The following is a 23,236-nucleotide window of genomic DNA, read 5'->3' on the forward strand; positions in this document are numbered from 1 at the left end:
CCACCCTCGATCTCGACACCCCAGCCCAACGCCTAGCCACCCTCCTCAACCAAGCCGCCTAGCCGCGTTGCGATAGCCACTTGACTTTGAGGCGAAAATTGCGATCTGACAGCAGTTTCGGCGAGAAAAAGTCAGCCCTCGGCGGCCAATTGACCGCAGGCGGCGGCGATTTCGCGGCCGCGGGTGTCGCGCACAGTGCATGACACGCCGCGCTCGCGGACCTTCTTGACGAACTCGCGCTCGGCAGCCTTGGGGCTGGCGTCCCACTTGCTGCCCGGCGTGGGGTTCAGCGGGATGACGTTGACGTGGACCAACGGCCCGAGTGCGCCGTGCAACCGCTTGCCGAGCAGGTCGCCACGCCACGGCTGGTCGTTCACGTCGCGAATCAGCGCGTACTCGATCGACACGCGCCTGCCGGTGACGTCGGCGTAATACCGTGCGGCGTCGAGAGCTTCGCCCACGTTCCACCGGTTGTTCACCGGCACCAGGGTGTCGCGCAGCTCGTCGTCGGGTGCGTGCAGGGAGAGTGCCAGCGTGACGCCGAGACGCTCGTCGGCCAGCTTCCGGATCGCCGGGGCCAGCCCCACCGTCGACACGGTGACCGACCGCGCCGAGATGCCGAAGCCCTGTGGCGGCGGGGCGATGATGCGGTGCACCGCAGCGAGCACGCGGTTGTAGTTGGCCAGCGGCTCACCCATGCCCATGAAGACGATGTTCGACAATCTTCCGTCGTGCTCATCGCGCGCCGTCGCCGACGCGGCCCGCACCTGCTCGAGAATCTCGGCCGTGGAGAGGTTTCGGGTCAGTCCGCCTTGGCCCGTCGCGCAGAAGGGGCATGCCATGCCACAGCCGGCCTGCGACGAGATGCACACCGTGGTGCGCTGCGGGTAGCGCATCAGCACCGATTCGAACGTCGTCCCATCGCCGGCGCGCCACAACGTCTTTCGCGTATCACCCGCGTCGCACTCGACCTGGCGAAGCGGGCTCAGCAGCGGCGGGAACAGCGCCTCGGCGACCTGATCGCGGACCGCCGCAGGCAGATCGGTCATCTGGTGCGGATCGGCGATCAGCCTGCCGTAGTACTGGTTGGCCAATTGCTTGCCCCGAAAGGCGGGCAACCCCAGTTCCGCGACCGCGGCGGCGCGTCCCGCATCGTCGAGGTCGGCGAGGTGCCGTGGCGGCATTCCGCGGCGTGGTGCGTCGAATACGAGTTCCTGCTTCATTTCTCGTCCTCAGGTCTGTTCGGCCAGCACGTCGCGAACGGCATGGTCGAGGGTTTTCAGCAGGTCGACGTCGACGCCCGCTCGGCCGCGCACGAAGACCGACGCGCGGCTGGTCGGCGGCAGCCCCTCGACCAGACACAGGCCGTCGGGCAGCCGACCGATCATCGGCAACAGAGCGACTCCGAGACCGGAGCGAACGGCGGCGTACAGACCCGACAGGTCGGCCGTCTCGGCCGCGATGCGATACGGCATGCCGATCCGGTCGAGCGCGGCGTACGCGGGTTCGCGCAGGGTGCACGGTTCGGAGAACATCACCACCGACAGCGGTCCTGCCGCGGGCAACACGAAGTTGCGTGCGGAGATCCACTTCAGCGCAACGACACCGGAGGCGTTGACGGGATCGAGCCCGGACCCGTCGACCAGTACGGCGAGGTCGACGGTGCCGTGCTCGATGGCGTCGGCGAGCATCACGTTGCGATCCAGCCGGAAGCGCAGTCGCCAATCCGGCAGTCGCTCCCCCAGGGCGCCGGTCAGGCCGGGCAACATCACGTCCGCACCATGTTCGGTGGCACCGACGACCAGCACCCTCTCCTCGGCGGCCCCGAGGTCGCGCAGAGCGCTGTCATGCGCGGCCAGGATGGTTCTGGCATGGGCCAGGACGCGCTGCCCCAGGTCGGTGAAGGCCACCCCGCGGCCGGACTTCTGCACGACGGGACCGCCCACCACGGTTTCCACCCGGCGGACGTGCTGACTGACCGCCGACTGGGTGAGGTGCAGAACCGTCGCGGCGCGGTGAAATCCGCCACAGTCGGCGACCGCGACGACGCTGCGCAACGGTGCGATGTCCAGGACCTGAGCCACCCGGCAAAGGTACTCCGATCAGCAATGCAGATCAAAGAGTCGCGTTTTGCGTGCTCTTCCACCACTACGGGAAGTGATTGATCACGATTCACGATCACTCGTGATCGCCGATAATCGTTGGACTCGTCCCGCGGGCGTCCGACAGCATGGGGTTCATGACGCCCACCCGGATGCCGCTGAGGACCGCGTCTACCGTGACCTTCTTCTACGCCCTCGGCTATCCGATCGGCAACATGGCCGTGATCGCGATGACGCCGATGGCGGTCCTGGCATTCCGGTTCAGTCTGGCGGCGATCGTTCTGGGCCCTTGGGCGTACTTCGCACGGGTGAGCTGGCCGAGGGGTCGCAAGCTCGGCCATGTCGCCGTCACCGGGCTACTGATGCAGGCGGTTCAGTTCTGCACGCTGTACCTCGCCATCCAGCACGGCGCCCCGGCGGTGCTGTGCGCCGTGGTCGTGGCGATGAACCCGGTGGCCACCGCCCTGCTGACGGCGACGTTCCTGCGCGACCGACTGACTTGGCGTCGGATCCTCGCACTGGTCCTCGGGGTCGCCGCGGTGTTGGCCGCCTGCGCGAGCAGGCTGATCGCCGAGAAGGGCGTCGATCCTGCCGTGCTGCTACTGCTCGTCGCCCTGCTCGGTCTGGCGGCGGGCGGGGTCTATCAGCAGCGGTTCTGCGCCGACGTCGACTTCCGCGCCTCGACGGCCATCCAGAACGTCGTCGCGTTCGCGCCCGCTCTGATCTTCACGTTGACGACGCCGTTCGCCGTCCACGACGGGGTGAAGGCCGCAATCGCCGTGGCCGGTGTCGTGCTGCTGAACGCGACGGTCGGCGTTTCGCTCTACGTGCGCGCGGTCAACCTGCACGGCGCCGCCGCGGTGTCGATGCTCTTCGCCGTGATTCCCGCCGTCGCGGGAGCGCTGTCCTGGCTGATGCTGGGCCAGCGCGTCGACATCGGCATCGGCGTCGGGCTGCTGCTCGGCGCGCTAGCCTGCTGGCTCAACGGGTCCGGCGGTGCCAAGACGAAAGCCACCTTGGTCCAACAGGATTCAGGGCGCGACGACGCCGACGTCCATCAGGCCGCAGTCATCAGGTAGCCGGTCCGTCGAGCAGCATCATCGACCGGGCTCCCACGCCGACATCCGCGGGACCCAGCGTGGAACGTTGCGGCGGTAGTCGACGTATTCGTCGCCGAACCGCTCGGTGAGATGCGGCTCCTCCCACAACTGGATGAAGGTGGCCAGGCCTGCGAAGAAGACCGCGAACCACAGCAGCAGCCAGCCCGATGCGAACAGTGCCGCCTCACCGAGCAGGATGGCCAGCACACCGCTGATCATCGGATTGCGGACGTGCCGGTACGGCCCGTGCACGACGAGGTTGACCGGTTGCCCCATCACTTCTCCCACGCCGAGGGTGCCCTTGCCCACCCGGTCGAAGAGGTAGACCGTCCAGAACAGCATGGCGACACCGCCGGCGATCAGTAGGCCGCCGACGATGCCGAGCGAGATTCCCAGAGCCGAGTCGAAGTCGGGCCGCCGCACGTCGGCGGCGCCCACGATCAGCGTCGGAATGACGATCGTCATCGTCACCGGGGCGACCAGAAACGACAGCAGGTGCCGCCACCACAGCCGCCGTTGGATTGTCTCCGTCATCGTGGATTTCCTTTCTTCAGCAGTCGTTCAAGAACCACGATAAGACGGCCCTTCCGGTATGTCCAACATGCGTTGAAGTATTGTCGGCGGCATGCCCGAAGAGCGACGCAGCGGCCGGTGGCGCACCGGTCAGCAGAGCAAGCAACGCATCATCGACGCGGCACGCGACAGGTTCACCCGCGACGGGTACGAGCGGGCCACCGTCCGGGGCATCGCCGCCGACGCCGGTGTGGACGTCGCGATGGTCTACTACTTCTTCGGCAACAAGGAAGGGCTGTTCAGCGCCTCGGTTCTGACGGGCCCGGAGCATCCGCTGCATCAACTGGCAACGCTCCTCGACGAGGGCAGCGATGACATCGGCCCGCGGCTCGTCCGCCGTTTCCTCGAGCACTGGGACGGAGGAGGGGTCTTCGAGCCGCTGCTGACGGTGTGGCGTTCGGCGGCGATCCAGCCAGCGGCGCGAAAGGTGTTGCACGACGCCCTCGCCGGTCCGATGGCGAAGCGGGTGGCCGCCCAGTTCGGCGTCGCCGATGCGGTGCTGCGCGTGGAGTTGGTGGCCTCCCACCTCACGGGTCTGGCCTTTGCCCGCTACCAGCTCAAGATCGAGCCGATGGCGTCAACGCCCGTCGACGACCTCGTCACGTGGGTCGGGCCGACCGTGCAGCGCTACCTCACCGATGCGAGCGTGCAGATGAGCCGCTGACCGGCTCACGCCAAGAGCGTCAACACGATCCAGGTCGCGACGGCAGACGGCAGCACGGAGTCGAGGCGGTCCATCAGGCCGCCGTGACCGGGCAGCAGCGTGCCCATGTCCTTGATCCCGAGGTCGCGCTTGACCTGTGACTCGATGAGATCCCCGAGCGTGCCGGTGATCACCAGCATCAGACCCAGTGGCACGCCCACCCAGGCCGGCTTGTCCAGCAGGAAGGTCACGGCCAGCACGGCGGCGGCGGTGCCGAAGATGAGCGAGCCGGCGAAGCCCTCCCACGACTTCTTCGGGCTGATCGCCGGGACCATGGGGTGCTTGCCGAACAACACGCCCGCCGCGTAGCCGCCGATGTCGGAGAACACCACGCCCAGCATCAGGCAGAGCACCCGCCAGCCACCGTCGTCGGGATAGACCAACAGGGTGCCGAATGCGCCGAACAGCGGAATCCACGCCGCCAGAAAGACAGTCGCCGTTACGTCACGCAGGTAGTTCTGCGGTGCGTCCTTCAACCCGCCCGACAGCAGCCGCCAGATCATGCACACGACGACGGTGCCGCCAAAGCTGCCCAGCGCTCCGGCGGGCCCGAACGGCCACGTCAGCCAGATCATGGCTTGACCGCCAATGAGCAACGGCACCACGGGAATCGAATATCCGGCGGTGCGTAGCCGGCGTACCACCTCGTGCGTGGCGACGGCCATCGCGGCGGCGACGACCGGAATCCACCAGAGCGGCGCGAAGACCAGAATCGCGATGACGCCGAAGCCAAGGAAGGCACCGACGGCGATGGCCGCGGGCAAGTCGCGACCAGCGCGCGACTTCTTGGGCTCCTCGCGAGAAGCGTCTGGCCCCTCGGACGGGGCGGTATCGGTGTCAGCCACGGAAATCGATTGTCGAGGTTCTAGACCTCGAGCAGCTCGCCTTCTTTGTGCTTCACCAGGTCGTCGATCTGGGCGGTGTAGGTCGACGTGTACTTGTCGAGTTCCTTCTCGGCGCGGCCCACCTCGTCCTCGCCCGCCTCACCGTCCTTCTTGATGCGGTTGAGCTCCTCCATCGCCTTGCGACGAATGTTGCGCACCGTCACCTTCGCGTCCTCGCCCTTGGACTTGGCCTGCTTGACGAGTTCGCGCCGGCGTTCCTCGGTGAGCTGCGGGATGGAGATTCTGATGACGTTGCCGTCGTTGCTCGGGTTGACGCCGAGGTCGGAATGCCGGATGGCGTCCTCGATACTGCGCAACTGATTGGCCTCATACGGCTTGATGACGACGAGGCGCGCTTCGGGAACGTTGATGCTCGAGAGCTGCGTGATCGGGGTAGGCGAACCGTAGTAATCGATGGTGAGGCGCGAGAACATCCCAGGGTTGGCCCGACCGGTCCTGATGGACGACAGGTCGTCGCGCGCCACCGAGACGGCCTTCTCCATCTTCTCCTCGGCATCGAAGAGGGTTTCGTCGATCACAGTCTTTTCTCCCTGTCAGGTCGTGACCAGTGTTCCGATCTTCTCACCTGCGACCGCTCGCGCGATATTTCCGTCGGTGAGGAGATTGAACACGAGGATCGGCATGCCGTTGTCCATGCACAGGCTGAATGCGGTGGAATCGGCGACCTGCAGTCCCCGGTCGATCACCTCGCGGTGGGTGATCGCGGTCAACAGCTCGGCATCGGGATTCTTGCGGGGGTCGTCGGTGAACACCCCGTCGACGGCCTTGGCCATCAGGACGACCTCCGCGCCGATCTCCAGCGCCCGTTGCGCGGCGGTGGTGTCGGTGGAGAAGTACGGCAGGCCCATGCCGGCACCGAAGATCACCACGCGACCCTTCTCGAGGTGCCGAACGGCCCGCAGCGGAATGTAGGGCTCGGCGACCTGGCCCATCGTGATCGCGGTCTGCACCCGCGTCACGATGCCTTCCTTCTCCAGGAAGTCCTGAAGCGCCAGGCTGTTCATCACCGTGCCGAGCATGCCCATGTAGTCCGACCGGGTGCGCTCCATGCCGCGCTGCTGCAGCTGTGCGCCGCGGAAGAAGTTGCCGCCGCCGATCACGACGGCCACCTGCGCGCCGCTGCGTACCACCTCGGCGATCTGCCGCGCGACCTGCGCGACGACGTCGGGGTCGAGGCCCACTTGACCACCGCCGAACATCTCGCCGCCCAGCTTGAGCAGCACGCGCGTGTACATCGGCCGGATGGGCCCGGCGACGATTGGCTGCGCCATCAGACTCCTCCTCGCATGCGAATGCCGTCCCGGCGTTCAGCGAGGAGGGCGCCTCCAATCCTGCCTCATCGGGGCCGCGCGGCAACGCAGGGGTGGCGCGGGAGTCGGCTGGCCAGGCGCCTAGCCGAGGTGCGCGGTCAACAGCCAGGCCGGCATCGACATGCGGCCGTTGCCCTCGTCCCGAATCCCCGCGCCGGCAAACCCCTCCAGGCCCGTGGCGTTCTCGGCGACGTTGGCGTGGATGCGAGCGGACCGGATCTCGTCGATCACCCAGTACTTCGACACCACGTCACGCAGTTCCTGCTCGGTGACGGGGTGGGCCGGACCGGCGGGCATGCCGGTCCGGTCGAACACGAGGACGAAGTATGACGCGCCCGGCGCCGCGGCCCGCACGATGGACTGCTGGTAGCCGTCGCGCAGCTCGACCGGCATGGAGTGGAACAGCGTGCTGTCGACGATGGTGCCGAAGCGGCCGTCGTAGCCGGTGAACGCACTGATGTCGGCGACCTCGAAGGTGGCGTTGGTGAGTCCACGCTTGGCGGCTTCGGCCCGCGCGAGCTCGATCGCGGTCGGCGACTGATCCAGGCCGACCGTCGTGAAGCCCAACTCGGCCAGCGCCAGCGCGGTCGCCGCCTCGCCGCAGCCGGCGTCCAGCACGTCGCCGTGGACCTTGCCCGCCTCGATCAACGCGGCGATTTCGGGTTGGGGTGCACCGATGCTCCACGGGGGTTTGGCGCCGAGCCCCATCTCGGCGACCTCGCCGCGGTAGGCGGAATCGAACATCACGTTGGACACGTCGGAAGGATTCGTCATGCCTCCTGTTTATCAACGTGATTGATATGTGTCAAGATGGTTGACATGACCGATCGCCCCCACGGGGATCAGCCGCTGGGCTACCTCTTGAGCCGGGTCGCGTCCGCGCTGCGCGCGGAGGTGACGGCGACGGTGCTCGAACCACTCGGACTGTCGTTTTCGCAATACATCTGCATGCGAATGCTGTCCCACTGGCCCGGCAGGTCGAACGCCGAACTGGCCCGCGACGTCGGCGTGTCGCCGCAGGCGATGAACATGGTCGTGCGCGGCCTTCAGGAGCGCGGCCTGGTGGACCGACCGGCCACGGTGGCATCGGGTCGGTCATTGCCTGCCGAGTTGACCCGCGAGGGCACGGCACTGCTGAGCCGGCTCGACGCCGGTGTCCACGAAGCAGAACTCAAGGTCCTGGCGCCGCTCGGCGAGGCCGACCGGCGCCAGTTCAAACGGATACTCGCCGCGCTGGGGTGACCAGCGCGGCGGGCATCGGATCGGGCGTCGTTACGGCCGCTGTTGCCTCAGTGGTGGTGGCACGCCTTCGGCGGTGACGGCGGGAGGTCGAGTGCCGGGTTCCCATCGAAGAAGCCGATCGGCTTGAGGTGGAATCCCGTGTAGGCACACGGCATCACCGGCCAGTCCTCCGGACGCACCACGTGGTGGGCGCCAAGCGTGTACCAGAGCACCACGTCCGTGTCCTCCAGCGGCGCATCGTCGGCGACGAACTCGGGCAGACCCTGCGCGTCCGGCGACTGGTACATGTAGTCGCCCGCGGCGAACTTCTCGGCCTCGTCGTACTTGGTCACCCAGAGGTTGTGCTGCACGAAGCGAGCCCGGTCATAGATGACGGAACCTTCCTGCACCATCACGGGCACGATGTCCTTCGGCACCAGCTTGTACGCCACGGGACTGCCGAGTTCGTTCTTCTTGGACGGGTTGGCGATCTTCCAGTACCGGCCCGTCTTCCAGTCCCAGTCCCGCGCGCCCTCGGCTTCCGAGGCCACCAGCGTGTCCTGCGTGATCCACGCGTTGTTGTGCGGGTTGAGCGCCGGGTCCGGCTCCGGAACCGAATCCACCTCGTACACACTGTTTCCCGGCCCGTCGACGCTCATGTCGAGTCGGAAGTTGAAGAAGTGCTGATGATTCGGGCCGTAGATGCCGGGCGCCACGAGCTTGCCCCACCGCGGTACCTCGCCGTCCTCGACGGCTCCCGTGGTGAGTACGCCCGACAGCTTCACCTCCACCTCGATGGAGGCGTCGTTGTAGAAGTACCAGAAGAACCCGTACTCGTAGTTGCCGACGGTGCAGATCATCGACACGACCAGCCGCCGCGAGCGTCGGACCTCGACCTCCTCGGTACGGAAGTCAGTGTGCTTCCAGGAGATTCCGTAGTCTTCCTCGTGCATGCAAATGGCATTCGGGATAGTGACGGCGCCACCGTTGGAGTCGTTGACCGTGCCGTCGAAGTAGTGGATTTCGCCGAGACAGTCGCAGCCGAGCGTCAGCGGGTTGGCCGAGAAGCCCATCCCCACCTCACCCATGTCGAACACGTTCTTGTTCCAATGGGTCGGCGAGGTGTCGCCGTAGGGCACCACCATCTCCGACAGCGACCCCCGGTACAGGATGGGCCGGGTCTCGCCGCGGTCGGTGTAGGTCACCTCGTGCAGCGTGATGCCCTCACGCGGGTTGAAGCCGATGCGCATCGACCACTTCTGCCACGTCACGTGCCACCCGTCGACCGTGAAGCTGGGGCCATCCGGCTGTGTGATCTCGATCGGCTTGACGTCGGAACGGAACTCGGTGAAGGCCGGCCGGTTGTTCGCATCGAACATGAACTTCTCGGCGTAGTTGCCCGCCGTCGGCGGCATCGGCACCACACCGTGGTCCTCGATGTCGATGACCTTCATGTTGTCCAGATCGAACGTAACGATGAGCCCCTCGACGGGACGGGCGTAGCCGTGTTCGGAAGGGGCAGCACGCATGAACGTCAGCGGCCGGCAGATCAGGGGCGAGTTGTCGTAGTGATCACCCTGGCCGTAATAGCCTGCCGGCCATGGGTCGATCATGGCCAGGCTGAAGTCGGTGATGCCCCGTTTCAGCATCGCCGCCTGCCAGCGCGGGTCCTCGCGGACCGTCTCCTCCACCCCGGTCATGTGTTCCACCAGATAAGACGGGAACCGGCCCGGTATCGCCTTCCACGACTCGATGACCCTCGCGCCGAGGTCGACGACCGCCTCGTAGATCATCTTGGCCGCGCCGTCGTACATCGTGGCGAACGCGCAGCGCGGCACGTCGACCGCGCCCACGAACGTCAAATCGGCAGTCTTCGCTGGCTCCGCCAGCTGAATCATGACGAACTTCAGTGTCGGCGAGGCATATTCGGATTCGGTGATGACGGCTGCGGCGGCCTGGATCTCGGCACCCGACAACGGGTCGAGCGGATAGTTGGTCTTGTCCTCGGTAGCGTCCGCGCGAAGCGTGGTGCTGTCCAGGGTCATTGGTCAGGCTCCCTCTGGGCTCGTGGTTTCGGGTTTCTTGAGATCGAGGACGGCCAGATGCGCCAACGAATCCTCCTGGGTGAGCTTGGCCGCCGACCGCCGGCCGAAGTAGTACACGATCGCGCCGAGGACGAACATGCCTGCCGCGATCGAGCCCACCCACGTCATCCAGGTGGCGGGCGGTACGTCGATCCACGGCGACGCGAACGAGTAGTAGATGCCCACGCACGTCGCCACGACACCGATCACCGTCACCACCCACACCACCGGCATGCCGCCGGGGATGCGCCAGAAGTCTTCGCCGGCATAGCGATCCGCGTACTTCTTGCGCGCGATGACGAGAGGGATGAAGAAGAAGAACCCGGAGATCAGCCACACCACCGACAGGCCGCCCTGCAGGTAGATGGTGACGTTGGCCATGCTGCTCTGGGAGTACAGCCCGACCAGGATCAGCGACGACAGCACTCCCTGAACCAGGATCGCGGTCACGGGATTGCGGGTGCGGGGGTTGAGGTGGGTGAATATCCGGGGCAAGTGACGCTCCAGGCCCGAGACGAAGATCAGGCGTGAGTACGCCACCTGATAGGTCGTCATGGCAACGAACACGATCACGGCGAGGATGACGGCCGCCACCTCCATGAGACCGGGGAAGCCCGACACCCCGAGGTTGCCGATTACACCTGTGACGGGGTCGATTTCGTCGCCCGGCAGCACCATCATCGTCCCGAGCGTGGTCAGCAGATAGATCACGATCAGTGCCGCCGAGCCGTAGGTGATCATCTTGGTGGCGCTGCGCTTGACCGACAGGAACTCCGCACCCATGTTGAACGGGGTCTCGACGCCGACCAGGTACAGCAGCACGGTGCCGTAGAGGAAGCCGGCGCCGACGAAGTTGGGTACCAGGGCGTCGTGCGCGTTGAACGGCGTTGCCGAACCGTGGCCGCCGACGTAGATGATCGCACTGACGAAGATGGTCAAGGTCAGCGCGATGTACACGAGGAACGTGAAGTTCATGATCTTCTGGTTGGCAGCGAGTTTCGCCAGCGCCAGCCCCACGACCGCCCACAGGATCACCAGCTGCAGGATGATGCTCAGCGTCAGGCCGAGCTCGGCGTGGAACGCCAACAGCAGGAGCTGGAGCACGATTGCGGGCGACGATGCGGTGTTGAGCACAACCGGTACCCACGACAGGTAGCCGCCGAGGAACGCCATCTTGTCGCCCATGGTGCGGAACGCCCAGATGTACACACCACCCTGGCCGGGCCACAGGTTGCCCAGCTCGGCGACCGCGAGACCCGCGGGCACCAGGAACGTGACGATGCCGAGGATCCACATCGGGATCGCGGTCCAGCCACCGCCCGCCATCACCGACGAGCCGGTGATCCAGCAGATGATGAAGACGTAGGTCGCGGTCAGTCCGAAGGTGCCGAGCACCTTTGGCAGAATCTGCTCGGGGACCAGCTCAGTGGTCATCAGTGCGTCGCGGCCAGTCGGTGGCGCCGCCTCGAGTTCTTGTGTCATGCCTTCTCTCCCAATCGGATCGAATCCCTCAGGTCCTAGCTAGTTAACGATTTGTCCGTCTTTCATCCGGACGACACGGCTCGCTTCGTCGGCCACCGTGGGGTCATGGGTGCTGGCGACCACGGTGACGCCCAGCGTCGAACACAGGTCGCGGAGCATGCGCACCACCGTCTCACCGGTCCGGTGGTCGAGGTTTGCGGTCGGCTCGTCGGCGAGCACCAGCGTCGGGTTGCTGATCAACGACCGCGCGATCGCGGTACGCTGCTGCTCGCCGCCGGACATCTTGGTGGGCTGGTGATGGACGCGATGACCGAGGCCCACCAACTCGAGCAGTTCGATCGCCCTCTTGCGCAGCGCCTTCCGGTCATAGGGCTCGAACATCAACGGCAACTCGACGTTCTCCACCGCGGACAGGAACGGGATCAGGTTGTAGCTCTGGAAGATGAACCCGATGGTGTCGTGGCGAAGTGCGGCGAACTGGCTCTCGGTCAGCTTGCCGGTGTCCTTGCCCGCCACCTTCACGATTCCCTTGGTGGGCCGGTCGAGCCCGCCGATGATGTTCAGCAGGGTCGACTTTCCGCTGCCGCTGGGACCCATCAGGCACACGAACTCGCCGGGCATCACCTGAAGCTCAGCGGCCACCAACGCCTTGACGACCTCGTCGCCGAGCTTGTGCAGCTTCCACACGTCGGAGATCTCGATGACCGGGGCCTTGGCGTCACCCGGCTCGGCGGTGGTCGCGACAGTGGTATCGGCGGCGTCCTTGGTGTCTTGTACGGCCGTCATGGCCTAACCTCCACTCGAGAGCGAACGGATGGGTGGCCGCGACGCTGCGTTCCACGTGGGCAGGATGCTGGTGGCCAGCGCCGCCGCGATGCTCACCCCGATGGCGATGGCCGCGCCGGACAGCAGGCCTGGCAGTGACACACCGGTCGGGGCCAAACCGGCTACGTCCAAGGCGATCCCGGCCACTCCCGCGAGTGCGGCGCCCGCAACGGCGCCGAGCACCGCCGCGATCACGGGCTCGACGAGTAGGGCGGCGATCACCGGCCCGCGCGGGATGCCGTTGGCGCCGAGCACGCCGAGTTCGCGGGTGCGGTGCGCCACGGTGCGGGTGGTCGCCACCGCCACTTCGACGACGCCGACCAGCAGGACCGTGACGGCGATGAGGATGACCGCGCGACCGATCTCGTCGGCATGGCCGAGTGATGCGGACTGGGCACGGATTCCGTCGGACATGCCGAACACGATGACGACGAGGAAGGCACCCGTGGCCGTCGTGACGACCGGCAGCACCATCTCCTTGATCCGTCGGCGCGCGGACAGCCAGCCGTACGCAAGACCCTTCAACATGATTCCCCCGCCGCTTCGCTCGCCCAGCGCATCTAGCGGTCCCCCAGTAGGTCGACGGGTCGTTGCTGCAGCAGCCGGTGCACGGGAACCAACGCTCCGACGATCGCCATCGCCGGCAGGAAGGCGGCGACCATTCCCGCGGCCTGAAGCCATGCGACCGGTGTGGCGATGCTCGGAATCACCAGCGCCACAGCGGCTCCGGCGCCGAGGACGCCGACGAGGTAGGCAACCACGAAGATGATCGCGGACTCGACGAGGAAGAAGTACAGCACCTCGTCAGACAGTCCGATGCTCGACATGATGCCGAATTCGCGCTTGCGCTCGGCGACGGCAGCCAGGAACGACGACAGCGCGATGATGAAGCCGAGCGCCAGGCCGATGGTCGAGATCAACCCGAGCGTGGAGCTGGTCACCTTGCCCGAGAACAGCGCGGAGAACTTCTGCTCGAACGACAGCGGTCCGTTGCCGCCGACGGTGTCGTAGATCAGACCGCGACCGCCCGGATCGGGCACCACCGACGGATCCGACGTGTCAGCCAGGCCGACCGCGGCACCGAACGTCGAGCCGAGGTCGCGGCGCTTCTCCTCGCCGGCGGGCGCGAAGACCGTCCACCACCCGTTCTCGCCGACGACGGCTGTCGCCAGTGCGGTGGGCGCGGTGATGCTCTCGCCGCTGCCCGTCACCACCACCGTCAGGCTCTGGCCACCGACCACCACTCGGTCACCGTCGGCCAGGCCCAGCCGGTCCGCCAGTCCGGAGCCCAGATCCGCTTGGCCGCGCGGGATCTCGTCCCGGCCGCGCAGCGAGACGGTCGTTCCGTTGATCTGAGTGGTCCCGGAGAGCGTGCGGGTGGCCCGCCATCCGTCGGGAACCACGACGGCGGGTGCGGGACCGCCTGCGATGAGGGCCTGCGCGCCGGTGTCGAAGTGCACGCCTGCAGCGGGCACCGCCCAGAGTTGGGCACCGCCGAGGACGTCGGTAACCGAATCGGCGCCCGTGATCGCGAAACTGGACGAGATCGTGCGGACGATCGTGACGCAAGCGATCGCCAGGGCGATGCCGAGCACGGACAGCACGAAGCGTTCGGGCCGGCGTCGGATGTTCGCCAGCGCGAACCGGACGAGGCACAGGAACGTGCTGCCCGATGCTGCGGTTGCGATCGCAGGTGATCTGACGGCTGTGGCCGCAGAGGTCTCCACACGAAGGATGGTGGGATCGTAGTGTTTCGCCGAGAGCTACGCGGAGTGTCGCGTAGGTTAACTAGCGCGGTCTCCGATTACGGCGCTGTGTCACGGTGGCAACGGATTTCGTCGTTGCCACGGACGTCTACATCGAATGATGTTGAGGGTCAGTGCGATTGACTGCCGGAATCCGCACCGCCGACGGCACCCGCCGTGCTGGCTCCCACCGCCCGGCTCAAGGGCGGCGGCCGATTCCCGCCATCATCACCGGCGTGAGCACGCGCATGTTGTCGCCGAATCGGGCAGCGGCTGCGGCGGCGTCGTCCGAAGAGATCATGCCGGCGTCGACGATGGCGCCCCGAATGCTCTCGAACGACAGCCTGAAGAAGTCGAAACCTGGGTCGCTGGAGCTGATCATCCGCGCGCGCCCCTCACCGCGGACGTCCGTCAGGCCTGCGTATTCGATGTCGCCCACCACCAGACGGCCGTAGCGCGGCTCAAACCCCGCGTTTTGCATGAAGCCGAGAATCGCCTCGGCCACCCGATCCACCTGGGGATCGGCGCCCTCGAAACCGAAGCTCGTCCAGTCGTAGTCCTCGATGACCATCCAACCCCCGGGGCGCAGCGTCGCGGCCAGACGCTCGAGGATCTGGCGGCGGTCGGTCAGGTGCTCGAGCACCAGACGGGCGTGGACCAGATCGAACTCGGCCCGAGGCAGCTCGTCCGTGCGGATGTCGACGCGACGGACTTCGATGCCTCCGGGTCCGGTGGCGAACTCCTCCACGAACCGCGTGTCGATGTCGATCGCCAACACGCTCCCGCCCCGCCCGGCCATCCACTTCATCATCGACCCGCCACCGGCGCCGACCTCGAGGCATCGCCAGCCGTCCCCAATGCCGAGTTCGTCGAGCAGCGCCCGGCTGCCCGGGTCCCACAGACTCTCCATCGCGGACAACCGCGCCCGCTCCTCGGCGAAGCCTTGGTCGTACACGTAATCGTGTGTCACGACTTCGCACTGCCGTGGATGAGCTGCCACGGTTGGGCCTCTTCGAGTTCGTAGGCCAGCTCCAGCAGTGTGGCATCGCGGCCGAGCGGGGCACTGAACATCATGCCCATCGGCAGCCCGCTCGCAGACCGTGCCAGCGGCAGCGAGATCGCCGGGTCCCCGGTGACGTTCTGCAGCGGCGTGAACGCCACCCAGTCCATGAGGCGCTCGATGATCTGGTCGTAGTCGGCAGTCGGGTCGAGATGACCGATGCGAGGCGGCTCCTCGGCCAGCGTCGGCGTCAAAAGCACGTCATAGTGGCGGATTTGGCGCTGCATCCGCCTGCGCAACGTCGCCAGCCGGGCGATCGCCACCGGCAACCGGTGCAGGTTTCGCGCCGCGAACTTCTCGAGACCCAGCGTCAGGTTGTCGAGTCGGCCACGGTCGAAGGACTCGCCGAACCGCTTCCCGCCCCCGCGTACCAACGCCATGGATAGCAGCGCCCAGTAGAGCAGGAAGTCGTTGATGAAGGAGTGCGGTACCGGCGGCGCATCGCGGTACTCCACGCGGTGGCCCATCCGTTCGAGCAGTGCGGCGGTGCTCAACGTCGCGTCGCGGAGTTCAGGACTGCATTCGCGCTTGACCGACTTGGTGTACACGCCGACGCGCAGGCGGGCGCGACCCGGCCCCCGGACGTCGCCGATGGGCGGGAGTTTCGTGTTGCGCCAAACGTTTTCGGCCTCACGGTAGAAGGCTGCCGTGTCCCGCACCGACCGGGTGAGCACTCCGTTGGCGACGATGCGGATCGGCATCTCGCGCATGTTCTTGTCGAGTGGCAGACGGCCCCTCGACGGCTTTAGCCCCACCAACCCGTTGCAGGAGGCCGGGATCCGGATCGATCCGCCGCCGTCGTTGGCGTGCGCAATGGGGACCACGCCTGCCGCCACGAACGCGCCCGATCCCGATGACGATGCGCCGGCGGTGTGTTCGGGGTTCCATGGGTTGCGAACCGGACCCAGCCGCGGATGTTCCGCGGCGGCGCTGAATCCGAACTCGGACATCTGCGTCTTACCCAGCGGGATCAGGCCGGTGGACAAGTAGGCGCGGGCGAAGTCGCCGTGGTCGGCCTCCGGACGGGGGTGCCATGCGTCGGCGCCCTCCATCGTCGGCATGCCGGCCACGGCCACGTTGTCCTTGACGAAGGTCGGCACGCCGTCGAAGTAGCCGCCGTACGCATGGGGCGCGCCGGCACGCGCGCGGGCCCGGTCGAATGCCTCGTAGGCCAGACCGTTCAGCTGGGGGTTCGCCTTCTCGGTGCGGGCGATCGCCGCCTCGATGACGTCCGTCCGGGAGACGTTGCCGGACCTCAACTTTTCGACTACTCCGACGGCGTCCAGCTCACCCAGTGCGTCATCGTCGAACGCGGAAACCAACGTCATGGTCCGAACTTAGCAACACACGTGTCTAATAACGAGGGGTGGGCCGGCCCCGACAGACAGAAACCCCGCGTCGACCGGGATCACCGGTAGAGACGCGGGGTTTCTTCGAGAGCGGCGTGGTGGCCACTCAAGTTGGTTGGGCGGCTAGGCCTGACCGACCTCGAACCGGACGAACCGCGTGACGGTCACCCCGGCCGCGTCGAGCAGGGCCTTGACGGACTTCTTGTTGTCGGACACCGACGGCTGGTCGAGCAGCACGACGTCCTTGTAGTAGCCGGTGAGACGACCTTCGATGATCTTCTGCAGTGCCTGCTCGGGCTTGCCCTCGTTGCGGGCAGTCTCCTCGGCGATGCGGCGCTCGTGGGCGACGACGTCCTCGGGCACCTCGTCGCGCGTCAGGTACTTGGCCTTCAGCGCGGCGATCTGCAGGGCCACGGCGTGCGCAGCGGCCTTGTCGGTGCCGGTGTACTCGACGAGCACGCCGACCGCGGGCGGCAGGTCGGCAGCACGCTTGTGCAGGTACGTCTCGACGTTGCCGTCGAAGTACGCGACACGACGCAGTTCGAGCTTCTCGCCGATCTTGGCCGACATGTCGGCGATCGCCTGCTCGACGGTCGTGTCACCCGCCTTGGCGGCCTTCAGCGCGTCGACGTCGGTCGCCTTCGCCGCAACGGCGGCGGAGACGACCAGGTCGGCGAGCGTCTGGAATTCGGCGTTCTTGGCGACGAAGTCGGTCTCGGAGTTGAGCTCGACCAGCGCACCGTCCTTGGCGACGACCAGACCTTCGGCAGTCGCACGCTCGGCGCGCTTGCCGACGTCCTTGGCTCCCTTGATCCGGAGCAGTTCGACGGCCTTGTCGAAGTCGCCCTCGGCTTCGACGAGCGCATTCTTCGAGTCAAGCATTCCGGCACCGGTCAGGTCCCGAAGGCGCTTGACGTCGGCAGCGGTGTAGTTCGGCATCTCAGCCTTTCCCTATGGGTTCGTCGGGGGCGTGGGTTCGGTTTGGGTTTCGGCCTCGGCCGTCCCTGGCGCAGCAGCGGCGGCAGGCGCAGTCGCACCGGCCAGCAGTTCCTGCTCCCACTCGGGCAGCGGCTCGGCGGCCTCCGCGTCCGGCTTGTCGCCGTCACGGCCGGCACCCGCGCGGGCCTGCAGGCCCTCGGCGACCGCGGAAGCGATCACCTTGGTGAGCAGCGCGGCGGAGCGGATGGCGTCGTCATTACCCGGGATCGGGTAATCGACGAGGTCGGGATCGCAGTTCGTGTCGAGGATCGCGATGACCGGGATGCCCAGCTTGCGCGCTTCCGAGACCGCGAGGTGCTCCTTGTTGGTGTCGACGACCCAGATCGCCGACGGCACCTTCTGCATGTCGCGAATACCGCCGAGGCTGCGCTCGAGCTTGTTCTTCTCGCGGGTCAGCATCAAGATTTCCTTCTTGGTGCGACCCTCGAAGCCACCGGTCTGCTCCATGGCCTCGAGCTCCTTGAGGCGCTGCAGGCGCTTGTGCACGGTGGAGAAGTTGGTGAGCATGCCACCCAGCCAGCGCTGGTTGACGTACGGCATGCCGACGCGAGTCGACTCGTCGGCGATCGATTCCTGCGCCTGACGCTTGGTGCCGACGAACATCACGCTGCCGCCGTGAGCGACGGTCTCCTTGACGAACTCGTACGCCTTGTCGATGTAGGTCAGCGTCTGCTGCAGGTCGATGATGTAGATGCCGTTGCGGTCGGTGAAGATGAACCGCTTCATCTTGGGGTTCCAGCGACGGGTCTGATGCCCGAAGTGGGTGCCGCTGTCAAGCAGCTGCTTCATGGTTACGACAGCCATGTGGCCCGTGTTTCCTTTGTGTCGGTTGTCGCCCGGCATCGGGTGATGCCTGGCCCTGGCGTCTGCTGCGTGCCGGACCCGTCGTGAGACGGGACCGCCCGGCATGCGGATGCAACCCTGAAAGTTCGGGGCTGCGGCACAGGCGCGCGAAGTCAATCCGCTGACGCGAATTGCGGAACTGAGTTTACACCGTTGACATGCGTGCTTTGACCACGCGCGTATCCACAGTCGGCAAATCATCCACATTCTCGCCTCGCCCCCTTCCCGCGCGCTCGGCAAAGCGCTGAACTGGGCCGATGCGAATCGTCGCCCTCGTGCTGACCGTCGGCCTGGCGTGCGCAGTCCCGGCGGCCGCCGAGGACGTCCGGCTGGAGTGGCCGCTGCGCCCCCGACCAGCCGTTATGCGGCCTTTCGACGCGCCATCGCCGAACTGGAACCGTGGCCACCGCGGCGTCGATCTGGCCGCCGCGCCCGGTCAGACCGTGTACGCCGCCGCTGCGGGGACCGTGGTGTTCGCCGGCACGCTCGTGGACCGGCCCGTGGTGTCGATCGCGCATCCTGGCGGTCTGCGCACCAGTTACGAACCCGTTGCGCCCGCCGTGCGGGCGGGGCAGCTCGTCACCGCAGGATCGGTGCTCGGCGAGCTGGTGGCAGGCCATCCCGGTTGCGGTGCGTGTCTGCACTGGGGAGCGATGTGGGGTGCGGCCTCGCGCGCCGACTACGTCGACCCGCTTGGGTTGGTCGTGACGACGCCGGTCCGGCTCAAGCCGCTACGGGGGTGAGTTGCCTACCTTCGTAGGCATGACTGCCAGTTCCGCCCACCGGTCACGGCCGCTGCGATTCGGGCTCACCACGGCGCTCCCCCGCGCCGCCGACTTCGGCGCCTTCGCGGTCACCGTCGAGGCCGCGGGCTTCGACGTGCTGACGATTCCCGATCACCTCGTTCCGACACTGTCGCCATTCGCGGGTGCGGCGGCCGCCGCCATGGCCACGACGCGCCTGCACACCGGAACGCTGGTCCTCAACAACGACCTGCGACATCCGGTCGAGGTGGCCCGCGAGACCGCGACCATCGCCGCAGTGACGGGCGGGCGGTTCGAGTTGGGTCTCGGCGCCGGGCACATGAAGTCCGAGTACGACGCCGTGGGCGTTCCCTTCGATCCCGGCGGGACGCGAGTGGATCGGCTGACCGAGGCGGTCGGAGTCATCCGGGCACTGCTCGACGGGGAGGCGGTCGACGCCGACGGTGCGCACTATCGGGTCCGCGCCGGTGCCGGCGCGCTGGTGGCGCCGCCGCCGCAGCGGGTGCCATTGCTCTTGGGCGGCAACGGAACCCGTGTGCTGCAGCTGGCCGGGAGGATGGCCGACATCGCGGGCCTGGCCGGCATCACCCACAACCGGGACGCCACCGAGGTCCGGCTGACGCACTTCGACACGGCCGGCCTCGAGGACCGGATCGCCGTGGTGCGCGACGCCGCGGGAGACCGATTCGACGCCATCGAACTCAACGCCCTGATCCAGTTCGTCGTACACACCGACGACCGTGACGCGGCTGCGGCCGAGCTGGCGGCCACGTTCGGCGGAATCTCTGCCGAGTTCGTGCTCGATTCAGCGTTCGTCTTGATCGGCACGTACGAACAGATGGCAGAGGAACTACTGGAGCGCCGCCGGCGGTTCGGGGTGACCTACTGGAGCGTGTTCGACGAATGGGCGGGGCGACCGTCCGCGATGCCCGATATCGCGAAGGTCATTGCGCTGCTTCGCTAGTCATTGCGTGGGGCCGCATCAGGCCCGCGGGTGCGCCTGGTCGTGCACCGCTCGTAGCCGCGCGACGGTGACGTGGGTGTAGAGCTGGGTGGTAGCCAGGGTCGAGTGGCCCAGCAGCTCCTGAACCACCCTCAGATCGGCGCCGCCCTCGAGCAGATGCGTTGCAGCACTGTGCCGCAAGCCGTGCGGACCGATGTCGGGTGCACCGTCGACCGCGGCCATCGTCTGATGCACGACGGTGCGGACCTGCCGTGGATCGATCCGCTTTCCGCGCGCACCCAACAACAGTGCCGGGCCCGACGTCTCGGTGGCCAAGGCGGGCCTGCCGTCGTTCAGCCACGCAGTCAACGCGGCGAGTGCCGGCTCGCCGAACGGCACCGTGCGCTGCTTGTTGCCCTTGCCCAGCACCCTGAGCAGCCGCCGGGAGGTCTCGACGTCGTCCACGTCCAGGCCGCACAACTCGCTCACCCGAATACCGGTGGCGTAGAGCATCTCAACGATCAGCCGATCCCGCAGGGCCAGCGGATCACCTTGCTGCGCACCGAGATCGGCGGCGTGCATGGCGTCGAGGGCCTGGTCCTCGCGCAGGACCGAAGGCAGGGTGCGCTGCGCCTTGGGAACCCCGAGACGGATGGCGGGATCGGCGGCGATCAGCCCCGACCGCAGCGCCCACGCGGTGAAGGTCTTGACCGCCGAGGTCCGCCGGGCCAGCGTGGTGCGCGCCGCGCCCGCGGCGGCCTGCGCGGCCAGCCACGACCGCAGCAGGGGCAGCGTCAGATCCGCCGCCGTGGCATCAGGCGCCCGCTCGCTCAGGAACGCGAACAACGACCGGAGGTCTCCGAGATAGGCGCGGCGGGTGTGGTCGGAGCGGCCGCGTTGCAGCGCGAGGTACTCGTCGAACTCCTCGAGGATCAGCTCGACGCCCGGGTTCCTCCCCCGTTCGCCTGGATCCCCTTCGCTGGCCGCCATTCCCCTACCGTCGCAGAGTTCTGCGATGGGGCGGGTGAGGTGGGGCCGTGTGTCGGGCAGCGAGTCCCTCACCCGAAACTGAGCTAGCTGACGGGTCGCAACGCGTCCGCCGTCAGGTCCTTGAGCGTCGGGTAGCCGTCGATGGCCATGGTGAGGTCGGTTTCGGCGAGCAGCGAGCGCAGCACGTGGACGACGCCCTCGACGCCGGCGAGCGCCATGCCGTACGCGTAGGGCCTCCCGACGCCGACCGCCGTCGCGCCGAGCGCGAGGGCCTTGACGATGTCCGCGCCGCTGCGGATGCCGGAATCGAAGAGCACCGGCACCCCGCCTGCCGCCTCGACGACATCGGGGAGGCACTCGATCGCGGCCAGTCCGCCGTTGGCCTGGCGGCCACCGTGGTTGGAGCAGTAGATCCCGTCGACGCCACCGTCGATCGCGCGGCGGGCATCGTCGGGGTGGCAGATGCCCTTGACCAGCAGCGGCAGCTTGGTCAGCGACCGCAGCCACGGCAGGTCGTCCCAGGACAGTGAGTTGCCGAAGATCTGAATCCAGCGGAGCACCGCAGCCTGTGGGTTCTCCTCCGGCGACTGCGGCAGGCTGGCGCGGAAGACCGGGTCGCTGGTGTAGTTGGCCAGGCAGTGGCCCCGCAGGAACGGGAAGTTGGATGTGGTCAGGTCCCGCGGCCGCCAGCCGGGAACCCAGGTGTCGAGGGTGACGACGATGCCCTTGAATCCCGCCGCCTCGGCGCGCTGCACCAGGCTGGCGGCCACGTCTCGATCGGTCGGGGTGTACATCTGGAAAAACCCTGGCGTGTCACCGAATTCGGCGGCGACCTGCTCCATTGGGTCGGCGGTCATCGTGGACGCGATCATCGGCACACCGGTGCGAGCGGCGGCCCGCGCGGTGGCCAGGTCCCCATGGCCGTCCTGCGCACACAGACCGATGACGCCGACCGGCGCCATGAACACCGGTGAGGGAAGCGTCATCCCGAACAGATCGACCGACAGGTCGCGTTCCGTCGCACCGACGAACATCCTCGGCATCAGGCCCCAGCGTTCGAACGCGCTCACGTTCGCACGCTGGGTGCGCTCGTCACCGGCGCCTCCCGCAACGTAGGACCACAGCGACGACGACATCGCCGCCTGCGCCTTCGCCTCTAGGTCCGCGAACGACATCGGCAGCGACGGCACGGTGCCGGAAAGGCCCTGCAGGTAGATCTCGAGTTGGTAGTCACCGAAAGCCATGGGGTAAGCCTGCCAGCCCGGTCTCACCCAAAGGTGCGGTTCGGTGAGCGTGGTCGACGCCTACGCCGCGATCAGCCCCGTCTCACCCCGCGGCTTGCGCCTCCGCCTTGGCCAGTTCCGCCTTCCACTGCCGGAACGTCTCCTCGGTGCGGCCGCGACGCCAGTAGCCGGAGATCGACGCCCACTTCGCCTCGACGCCGCGCTCCTTGCGGACGTACGACCGCAGGTTGTGCATGACGGCCTGCGCCTCGCCGTGGATGAACACCTGCACCTGGCCGGCCAACCACGGCGTCTCCTTCACCGCCGCGATGAGCGGCGCGTGGTCGCCCGCCTGTTCCTCGGGGACCAGGTCGGCCCGCCCGCCGCGATAGATCCAGCGGACCTCGACGCCGTCGGGTTTCTTCAACGAGATCTCGTCGTCGGGACCGCTGACTTCGATGAAGGCATAGCCGACGGCGTTGGGCGGCAACGCCTCCAGTGCTGCACCAATCGCGGGTAGGCCGGCTTCGTCGCCGGCCAGCAGGTGCCAATCGGCGTCGGGATCCGGCGAGTACGCGCCACTCGGGCCCATCAGGTAGGCAGGCTGGCCGGGCTGAACCGATGCCGCCCACGGTCCGGCGACACCATGCTCGCCGTGCACCACGAAGTCGATGGTGATCTCGCGGCGGTCGGCGTCGACGTGCCGGACGGTATAGGTCCGCACGACCGGCCGGTGCGGCTCGGGTAGTTCGTTGAAGCTGTCCAGCGTGAGCGGCTGGGGCAGCGTGCTGACGTCCACGTCGTCGCGGACGATGACGAGCTTGACGTACGAGTCGGTGAACTCACTCGGCGTGAAGGTGTCGAAGCCGCTGCCGCCAAGCACCAACCGGATCATGTGCGGCGTCAGCTCCTCGGTGCTGACCACCTGAAACGTGTGGACCGGACGTCCTGCCACGCGTACCTCCCAAAGCCGTTAGCGGATGGCACCGACTATACGAGCGGCCGGGGATTGGCA

At 67.2% G+C, this 23,236-nt stretch carries 24 protein-coding genes; 5 read left to right on the forward strand and 19 right to left on the reverse strand.

What is annotated here, in order from left to right:
* Nucleotides 1–131: 131 nt before the first annotated feature.
* Nucleotides 132–1,223, reverse strand: coding sequence for a 23S rRNA (adenine(2503)-C(2))-methyltransferase RlmN (rlmN, locus tag N536_RS0117550; protein ID WP_029114795.1), 1,092 nt, complete (start codon nucleotides 1,221–1,223; stop codon nucleotides 132–134).
* Nucleotides 1,224–1,232: 9 nt separating this feature from the next.
* On the reverse strand, nucleotides 1,233–2,084 hold the full coding sequence (locus tag N536_RS0117555) for a LysR family transcriptional regulator (protein WP_029114796.1): 852 nt from the start codon (nucleotides 2,082–2,084) through the stop codon (nucleotides 1,233–1,235).
* A gap of 170 nt (nucleotides 2,085–2,254) precedes the next feature.
* Between N536_RS0117555 and N536_RS38750 the strand changes: the two genes are divergently transcribed.
* Entirely contained in the window at nucleotides 2,255–3,181 is a 927-nt protein-coding gene (locus N536_RS38750) for a DMT family transporter (protein WP_051574606.1), read from the forward strand.
* 18 nt (nucleotides 3,182–3,199) lie between these two features.
* Here N536_RS38750 and N536_RS0117565 read toward each other — a convergent pair whose 3' ends face one another.
* Nucleotides 3,200–3,736: an isoprenylcysteine carboxylmethyltransferase family protein gene (locus N536_RS0117565; protein WP_029114797.1), complete on the reverse strand. Its 537-nt coding sequence runs from the start codon at nucleotides 3,734–3,736 to the stop codon at nucleotides 3,200–3,202.
* 91 nt (nucleotides 3,737–3,827) lie between these two features.
* On the opposite strand from N536_RS0117565, the gene N536_RS0117570 reads away from it, so the two are divergent.
* Entirely contained in the window at nucleotides 3,828–4,439 is a 612-nt protein-coding gene (locus N536_RS0117570) for a TetR family transcriptional regulator (RefSeq protein WP_029114798.1), read from the forward strand.
* 5 nt (nucleotides 4,440–4,444) lie between these two features.
* Here the strand turns inward: N536_RS0117570 and N536_RS0117575 are convergent, their stop codons facing one another.
* The 4 genes from N536_RS0117575 to N536_RS0117590 form a co-directional block, all read right to left on the reverse strand.
* Complete coding sequence (locus tag N536_RS0117575; RefSeq protein ID WP_051574585.1) at nucleotides 4,445–5,323, reverse strand: phosphatidate cytidylyltransferase; 879 nt, start codon at nucleotides 5,321–5,323, stop codon at nucleotides 4,445–4,447.
* Nucleotides 5,324–5,343: 20 nt separating this feature from the next.
* A complete protein-coding gene (frr, locus tag N536_RS0117580) occupies nucleotides 5,344–5,901 on the reverse strand; it encodes a ribosome recycling factor (RefSeq protein ID WP_029114800.1) in 558 nt (185 codons plus the stop codon).
* A gap of 15 nt (nucleotides 5,902–5,916) precedes the next feature.
* Nucleotides 5,917–6,654: a UMP kinase gene (gene pyrH / locus N536_RS0117585; protein WP_029114801.1), complete on the reverse strand. Its 738-nt coding sequence runs from the start codon at nucleotides 6,652–6,654 to the stop codon at nucleotides 5,917–5,919.
* 120 nt (nucleotides 6,655–6,774) lie between these two features.
* On the reverse strand, nucleotides 6,775–7,467 hold the full coding sequence (locus tag N536_RS0117590) for a class I SAM-dependent methyltransferase (protein ID WP_029114802.1): 693 nt from the start codon (nucleotides 7,465–7,467) through the stop codon (nucleotides 6,775–6,777).
* A gap of 36 nt (nucleotides 7,468–7,503) precedes the next feature.
* Between N536_RS0117590 and N536_RS0117595 the strand changes: the two genes are divergently transcribed.
* On the forward strand, nucleotides 7,504–7,935 hold the full coding sequence (locus tag N536_RS0117595) for a MarR family winged helix-turn-helix transcriptional regulator (protein WP_155948631.1): 432 nt from the start codon (nucleotides 7,504–7,506) through the stop codon (nucleotides 7,933–7,935).
* A gap of 47 nt (nucleotides 7,936–7,982) precedes the next feature.
* On the opposite strand, the gene N536_RS0117600 is transcribed toward N536_RS0117595, so the two are convergent.
* The 9 genes from N536_RS0117600 to rpsB all read right to left on the reverse strand — a co-directional run bounded on the left by N536_RS0117600 (nucleotide 7,983) and on the right by rpsB (nucleotide 18,262).
* Nucleotides 7,983–9,959: a primary-amine oxidase gene (locus tag N536_RS0117600; RefSeq protein ID WP_029114804.1), complete on the reverse strand. Its 1,977-nt coding sequence runs from the start codon at nucleotides 9,957–9,959 to the stop codon at nucleotides 7,983–7,985.
* 3 nt (nucleotides 9,960–9,962) lie between these two features.
* Nucleotides 9,963–11,480, reverse strand: coding sequence for an APC family permease (locus tag N536_RS0117605; RefSeq protein ID WP_029114805.1), 1,518 nt, complete (start codon nucleotides 11,478–11,480; stop codon nucleotides 9,963–9,965).
* A 39-nt stretch (nucleotides 11,481–11,519) separates the two neighbouring features.
* Nucleotides 11,520–12,266, reverse strand: a complete 747-nt coding sequence (locus N536_RS0117610) for an ABC transporter ATP-binding protein (protein ID WP_029114806.1) — start codon at nucleotides 12,264–12,266, stop codon at nucleotides 11,520–11,522.
* 3 nt (nucleotides 12,267–12,269) lie between these two features.
* A complete protein-coding gene (locus N536_RS0117615; protein ID WP_369798435.1) occupies nucleotides 12,270–12,833 on the reverse strand; it encodes an FtsX-like permease family protein in 564 nt (187 codons plus the stop codon).
* A 32-nt stretch (nucleotides 12,834–12,865) separates the two neighbouring features.
* On the reverse strand, nucleotides 12,866–14,032 hold the full coding sequence (locus N536_RS0117620) for an ABC transporter permease (RefSeq protein WP_029114808.1): 1,167 nt from the start codon (nucleotides 14,030–14,032) through the stop codon (nucleotides 12,866–12,868).
* A 217-nt stretch (nucleotides 14,033–14,249) separates the two neighbouring features.
* Nucleotides 14,250–15,020: a bifunctional 2-polyprenyl-6-hydroxyphenol methylase/3-demethylubiquinol 3-O-methyltransferase UbiG gene (locus tag N536_RS0117625; RefSeq protein WP_029114809.1), complete on the reverse strand. Its 771-nt coding sequence runs from the start codon at nucleotides 15,018–15,020 to the stop codon at nucleotides 14,250–14,252.
* Nucleotides 15,017–16,438: an amidase gene (locus tag N536_RS0117630; protein ID WP_029114810.1), complete on the reverse strand. Its 1,422-nt coding sequence runs from the start codon at nucleotides 16,436–16,438 to the stop codon at nucleotides 15,017–15,019. The genes N536_RS0117625 and N536_RS0117630 overlap by 4 nt, the downstream gene beginning before the upstream one ends.
* Before the next feature lie 144 nt (nucleotides 16,439–16,582).
* Nucleotides 16,583–17,398 (reverse strand): translation elongation factor Ts, encoded by an 816-nt coding sequence (tsf, locus tag N536_RS0117635; RefSeq protein WP_029114811.1) that lies wholly within the window; start codon nucleotides 17,396–17,398, stop codon nucleotides 16,583–16,585.
* Nucleotides 17,399–17,410: 12 nt separating this feature from the next.
* Nucleotides 17,411–18,262 (reverse strand): 30S ribosomal protein S2, encoded by an 852-nt coding sequence (rpsB, locus tag N536_RS0117640; RefSeq protein WP_029114812.1) that lies wholly within the window; start codon nucleotides 18,260–18,262, stop codon nucleotides 17,411–17,413.
* A gap of 296 nt (nucleotides 18,263–18,558) precedes the next feature.
* On the opposite strand from rpsB, the gene N536_RS0117645 reads away from it, so the two are divergent.
* Nucleotides 18,559–19,044, forward strand: a complete 486-nt coding sequence (locus tag N536_RS0117645; protein WP_029114813.1) for a M23 family metallopeptidase — start codon at nucleotides 18,559–18,561, stop codon at nucleotides 19,042–19,044.
* A gap of 19 nt (nucleotides 19,045–19,063) precedes the next feature.
* Nucleotides 19,064–20,029 (forward strand): TIGR03621 family F420-dependent LLM class oxidoreductase, encoded by a 966-nt coding sequence (locus N536_RS0117650; RefSeq protein WP_029114814.1) that lies wholly within the window; start codon nucleotides 19,064–19,066, stop codon nucleotides 20,027–20,029.
* 18 nt (nucleotides 20,030–20,047) lie between these two features.
* Here N536_RS0117650 and N536_RS0117655 read toward each other — a convergent pair whose 3' ends face one another.
* The 3 genes from N536_RS0117655 to N536_RS0117665 all read right to left on the reverse strand — a co-directional run bounded on the left by N536_RS0117655 (nucleotide 20,048) and on the right by N536_RS0117665 (nucleotide 23,176).
* On the reverse strand, nucleotides 20,048–20,998 hold the full coding sequence (locus tag N536_RS0117655; protein ID WP_051574586.1) for a tyrosine recombinase XerC: 951 nt from the start codon (nucleotides 20,996–20,998) through the stop codon (nucleotides 20,048–20,050).
* A gap of 83 nt (nucleotides 20,999–21,081) precedes the next feature.
* Nucleotides 21,082–22,242, reverse strand: a complete 1,161-nt coding sequence (locus tag N536_RS0117660; protein ID WP_029114816.1) for a lactate 2-monooxygenase — start codon at nucleotides 22,240–22,242, stop codon at nucleotides 21,082–21,084.
* A gap of 82 nt (nucleotides 22,243–22,324) precedes the next feature.
* Nucleotides 22,325–23,176, reverse strand: coding sequence for a siderophore-interacting protein (locus tag N536_RS0117665; RefSeq protein ID WP_029114817.1), 852 nt, complete (start codon nucleotides 23,174–23,176; stop codon nucleotides 22,325–22,327).
* Nucleotides 23,177–23,236 lie beyond the last annotated feature (60 nt).

This window comes from Mycobacterium sp. URHB0044, from assembly GCF_000620625.1.
GTDB lineage: Bacteria > Actinomycetota > Actinomycetes > Mycobacteriales > Mycobacteriaceae > Mycobacterium.